The following is a 5,749-nucleotide window of genomic DNA, read 5'->3' as shown; positions in this document are numbered from 1 at the left end:
GCTATACAGTGCTAAAACTCAACGAGGGAGTGGTATACGATTTGATAGAAAGGCACCTCTGTGATTTCGGCAGAGCTGTCTTAATAATCATTTATTTGTATTGTGAAAAAACCTTTACTCCTTTTTGAGTAAAGGTTTTTCTGTTTAATGTTATTTATTTTTATCTTGTCTATATTCAAAAAGGAGGTAATTCTAACTAATGAATTGATTGCAATGTAACTATTATTGCTCTAATAAAAAATTTAAGACAGATAAAATAAAACAAAACCACTCATGAAACTCTAGAGTCTCCCTTAGCAATATGAGGAGGAGTTAACATGAAGAAATTATTAAAGGAATTACTTATAACCAAAAATAACTTGGATGCAGAGAAAGTTTTACGTCTTCCGTCGTATGATATTGCGCAAGAAGTAAAACAGTTTTCAATTGAAGATCAAGTCATATTACTAAATACGATTCCTGTATTAAAAAGCTCTAAAGTTCTTCAATATATGAGTGCAGAAGAAAAATATAATATCTTAATTCACTTATCTGAAAATAAAGCTAAAAAGTTACTGAATTTACAACCGATTGATGAATTAGTAGATTTACTTCTAGCGGTTCATCCGGAAGAACAGGCTAAATTAATGGCGTATCTAGATAAAATTACAAAACATAACGTAAAAAAATTAATGACTTTCAAACCTGAAACGGCAGGAAGTCTTGTTACAAGTGATTTTGTTGCAGTTAGAGGAAATTGGTCAGTAAAAATGACATTGAAGTACATTAGGGAACATTCTGAAAATGTAGAATCAATATCTTATAGTTATGTTCTTGATAGTCATGGTTATCTTGAGGGAATCGTTTCCATACATGAGTTATTACTAGCAGCAGATGAAGAGATATTATCTACTATCATGATGCCAGAGGTAATTTCAGTACACGCTGAAGTTGACCAGCAAGAAGTTGTAAAAAAGCTACTGAATTATAATTTAGCAGCAATACCTGTCACAACAGCAAATAATAAAATGATTGGTATTATAACATTTGATGACGTAATGAATGTTATGGAAGCAGAAGCTACAGAAGATATTCAAAAGTTAGGCGGAAGTGAACCATTGAATCAATCTTACTTTGAAGCTAGTATTTGGAGCATTTTCCTAAAACGTCTACCATGGTTATTACTTCTTTTTGTTGCTGAGGCATATACAGGTACAGTATTAAAGTATTTTGAAGACGAAATTGAAACTGTAGTTGCCCTTGCTTTCTTTGTTCCATTATTAGTAGGTACTGGAGGGAATACAGGAACACAGGTTGTAGCAACAATTACTCGTGCAATTGGTATTGGAGAGTTAAAATTTAAAGACATTTTCCGTGTAATGAAAAAAGAATTTGCAATTGGTATGCTTCTTGGACTTGCACTTGGGATAGCTGGGCTCATTCGTGCTTATATGTTAGGAGTTGGAGCAGAAGTTGCGCAAGTTGTAGCAATTACTTTATTATTTATTGTTATTTGGGCTTCTCTTGTAGCAGCTGTTTTACCTTTAATTCTAAGAAAATTAAAACTAGATCCTGCAGTTGTTTCAGGTCCATTTATTACAACATTTGTTGACGGAACAGGATTAATAATTTACTTCATGGTTGCAAAAACGTTATTAAATTTATAAATATACACTAAAAAAACGAAATCCGGAATAAGTATGTTGCCTTAATTGCTAAAACATAGTGGGGAATTCAGGCATGAGGAAATCAAACACTTTTGTCTTTAGATAAATAATATTTTAATGGATTTATTGAATGTAATGAATGCTGGAGGATAAAACTATGAAACATCTAAGAAAAATCTTCAAACGAATTTTGCTTCTATTTTCTATTTTAATGATTATTGGCGTAGGAATACTATTTGGTACTAGCTATGGCCGAGAGCTTCGTATAACAATCGCTGGGAGTATATTAACTTCTCAGCATCCACAATATGCGAAATATACATTCCTATCCCAAAAGGAACTAGATAAACTGCAAGATAGAATTAATCATCCAAAATGGTCAAACAGTGATGAGCATATTTATAAAAAAATAGTAGGAAAAAGATTAGAAGAATTAAAAAATCAGCCATTAGAAATTGATGTAGAAACAATTAAAAGTAATAAAGATAGTCGCTTTCTTTTCGAAGGAAAGTTAGTAACAATTAGTAATCCTTTCAATGTTAAACTTGTTAGCCATCAAGGAACACAGGGTGCTAACAGGGGAGAAAAAATTAGTGTAATGGCAAAACGTAATCATGCACTTGTTGCTGTGAATGCAAGTGGATTTGCTGACGAAACAGGAAGGGGTGGAGGAAATGTTGCTACTGGAATTGTGATAGAAAATGGGAAAGCTATTGATACAAATATGGATAGAAATGCCCCTGCAATTATTACGGGATTAACAAAGTTTGGTCAAATGATAACAGGAAATTATTCTACCCAACAACTGTTGGATAAACAAGTCGTTTCCGCAGCTGGATTTATGCCACAGTTAATTGTAAATGGAGAAAAAATGATTACAGAAGGAGACGGCGGTTGGGGGTCGGCTCCAAGAAGTATTATGGCCCAAAAAGAAGATGGTACAATTATGTTTCTAGTTATTGACGGTAGACAGACACATAGTATAGGAGCTACGTTGAAAGAGTGTCAAGATATTTTATATGAAAAAGGAGCTATAAATGCAATGGCAATGGATGGAGGTTCTTCTGCTACGCTATATTTAGGAGGAAAGGTTATAAATTCACCGTCTACATTATCCCATGAAGATCGTTATTTACCGAACGCTTGGGTGGTAACAGCAAACCAAAAACAAAAAATAAAGATGACAATTGATGGGAGAAAAATAGATACCAAAACATCAGATGAATTTGATGCGAACATTTCAACGAATTTATGAATTATTAAAAATAGAACAAATACATGATTTTTATCTCGTTAGTTGGAAAATTAAAATTATTTTTTAAAATTAGAAATTATTATTTCATATTCATGATTTGCACAATATCAAACGAGAGTGATGAGGATTCCAAATTTACGGAATTCTTATCACTCTTTTTTAGTTTTTTGTAAATATGGAACAATATCCTTACTTTCACTGTCTATTAAGCGTTAAAACATTTTTTATTAAATAAATTAAGAAAGGAATCATCATTTTTAACTAAGGGAGAAGATTGAATTGAAAAAATTATGGATGCTGCTTTTCGTTTGTTTCGCGGTTATGTTGGTAGGATGTAATAAAAACGAACCGCCAAAACAAGCATTTGAAGAATATATTAATTTATGGAATGATAGAAAATTTACAAATATGTATGATCATTTATCAGATCATGCAAAAAAATCAATTTCTAAAAAAGAATTCACAGAAAAATATCAAAAAATCTATGAGGGGATTGGAGCTAAGAATTTAAAAGTTAAAATGAAAGGAGAGAATACGAAAGATAAAGAGCTTTTTCTTTTTGAAGTTAAGATGGATACCGATGTAGGATCAGTTTCATTCATCCATGAAGCAAAACTTGTGAAAGATAAAGAGTCTTGGAAAATAAATTGGACGCCAGACTTCATTTTTCCAGGAATGAAAAAAGATTACAAAGTACGTATGCAAATAGAGCAAGGAAAACGCGGAGAAATATATGATCGAAATGGAAAAGGGCTTGCAACGAATGGTAAAGCGACTGAGGTTGGAATTATTCCAGAGAAACTAGGCGAAACAGCAGCGCAAACGAAAGAAATAGTAGCACAATTACTTGATATGTCTATAGAAGAGGTCGAACAAAAGCTCACAGCAAAATGGATAAAACCAGACTCCTTTGTACCAATTGGTATTTTAAAAGAGGGAACCAGACAGAATGATTATATTGAATTAGAAGGAGTTTCATCTCACCCAGTAAATATTCGTACGTATCCATTAGGTGAAGCAGCGGCACACTTAACTGGATACATAGGAAAGGTGAATGCGGAGGAGTTAAAATCACTTCAAAAACAAGGTTATCAGGCAGATGATTTAGTAGGTAAGACCGGTTTAGAGAAAGTGTTAGAAAATAAATTGCGTGGTGAAAAGGGTGGACGCGTATTTATAGAAGATGAGAAGGGGAAAGAGATTAAAAACGTAGCAAAAAAAGAAGCAAAAGAAGGAGAAAATGTTACGTTAACAATTGATGCTGCAATTCAAGAAAAAATCTTTAATGAGATGAAAACTGAAGCAGGGTCTAGTGCAGCGGTCAATCCTAAAACAGGTGAAACAATCGCACTTGTAAGTAGCCCTGCTTATAATCCAAATATAATAGTTAGAGGAGCATCGAAAGCCCAACGAGAAGCATGGAGTAACGACTCGAAACTACCAATGACGAATCGCTTTACACAAGCATTTGTACCAGGTTCCGTATTTAAAACGATCACAGGTGCAATTGGTTTGGAAACAAACACAATAAATCCGAAGGAAGAATTTAAAATTCAAGGATTGAAGTGGACAAAAGATTCGTCTTGGGGAAATTACTATGTAACGCGTGTAAAGGATGCAAGTCCAATTGATTTTGATAAGGCAATGAAGTACTCTGATAATATTTATTTTGCTCAACAAGCTTTGAAAATGGGAAAAGATCAGTATGTAAATGAATTTAAAAAGTACGGATTTCATGAAAAATTACCAATCGAATACGAACTTCCTATTTCAATCATTGCAAAAGATGGGATAAAAAACGATATTCAACTAGCAGACACGGGCTATGGACAAGGACAAGTATTAATGACACCACTTCATTTAGCATTAACATATGCACCGATTGTAAATGAAGGGAATATTCCGTCGCCACATCTTTTAAAAGAAGCAAAAGTAGCAGGGAATTGGAAAGAAAATGTGGTTTCTAAAAAGAATCAAGAGATATTAAAGAGCGCATTAATTAAAGTCATTAATGACCCTGATGGCGCAGGGAGAATTGCACAGGTTGATGGTGTGACGCTTGCTGGTAAAACTGGTACAGCAGAACTGAAAGAGTCGAAAGAAGCAGACGGAAAAGAACTGGGATGGTTCGCAGCTTTCGATGCAAATGCGCCAGACATGATTGTTACAATGATGATTGAAGATGTAAAAGGAAGAGGAGGAAGTAACGTTCCAGGTGAAAAAGTAAAACATGTATTTCAGAAATAATACTTAATCATATGGTGAATTTTTTGACTAAATTTATTACAGGTTTGCTTAACTCAAAGATATAAATTGGGGAAAATATAGAACAATTAAATTTCAAAAAAGCATTCTCGATTAGAAAGAATGCTTTTTTGCTGTCATTCTAGAAAAGTTGACATTGTTAATGGCAAATAGAAGGAGATAGCAAATTGAAATGGACAAGTGGAGTGTTACGTTAAATTCAAAAAACAGATTTTCATGAGTAGAATTTTATCATTGTATGCTTTACTTGTTTTTTAGTAGTATTATTCTGCTTGAAAAAGATAAACAATGGAACAAATGAAACTTGTATCTTGTCTATATATTGAAACCATAATAAAAGTGAGGGCAGTTTTTATGTTTATTCAAATAAGTTTGAGGTGTGGAAATGGAACAGACGTTTATTGAAAAGTGTAATCATGATGAGCTGGACTATGTTATAAAAGACTATTGGCAAGATGTATGGAATTATTCATTTATTATTACGAAAGATCCACACTTATCAGATGATATCACGCAAGATGTATTTATAAAGGTGTTTAAAAATTGGAATTCATTTCGAAAGGAGTCATCTATTAAAACGTGG

Annotated in this window: 4 protein-coding genes; all 4 read left to right on the top strand. The window is 33.1% G+C overall.

What is annotated here, in order from left to right; translation table 11 throughout:
* Nucleotides 1-317 precede the first annotated feature (317 nt).
* Nucleotides 318-1,646 (top strand): magnesium transporter, encoded by a 1,329-nt coding sequence (gene mgtE / locus HMPREF2590_RS23975; protein ID WP_000734820.1) that lies wholly within the window; start codon nucleotides 318-320, stop codon nucleotides 1,644-1,646.
* 157 nt (nucleotides 1,647-1,803) lie between these two features.
* The gene (locus tag HMPREF2590_RS23970; RefSeq protein WP_050821871.1) at nucleotides 1,804-2,901 is read left to right on the top strand and encodes a phosphodiester glycosidase family protein; all 1,098 of its coding nucleotides are present in this window, start codon (nucleotides 1,804-1,806) and stop codon (nucleotides 2,899-2,901) included.
* A 279-nt stretch (nucleotides 2,902-3,180) separates the two neighbouring features.
* Nucleotides 3,181-5,148 carry a penicillin-binding transpeptidase domain-containing protein gene (locus tag HMPREF2590_RS23965; protein WP_000737772.1) on the top strand — a complete coding sequence of 656 codons (1,968 nt, stop codon included), beginning with the start codon at nucleotides 3,181-3,183 and terminating at the stop codon, nucleotides 5,146-5,148.
* 403 nt (nucleotides 5,149-5,551) lie between these two features.
* Nucleotides 5,552-5,749 (top strand): RNA polymerase sigma factor (locus HMPREF2590_RS30965; protein ID WP_256325180.1); only part of this gene is annotated, 198 nt, incomplete at its 3' end.

It is taken from the genome of Bacillus sp. HMSC036E02, from assembly GCF_001836235.1.
In the GTDB taxonomy this organism is placed as follows: Bacteria; Bacillota; Bacilli; order Bacillales; family Bacillaceae_G; genus Bacillus_A; species Bacillus_A cereus.
The sequence above is the reverse complement of the archived record's forward strand: the minus strand, read 5'-3'. Positions and strand labels throughout refer to the sequence as shown.

Excerpts from the sequence above, each read along its gene's own strand:
- mgtE (WP_000734820.1), top strand. The coding sequence starts at position 318 with ATGAAGAAATTATTAAAGGAATTACTTATAACCAAAAATAACTTGGAT.
- HMPREF2590_RS23970 (WP_050821871.1), top strand. The coding sequence starts at position 1,804 with ATGAAACATCTAAGAAAAATCTTCAAACGAATTTTGCTTCTATTTTCT.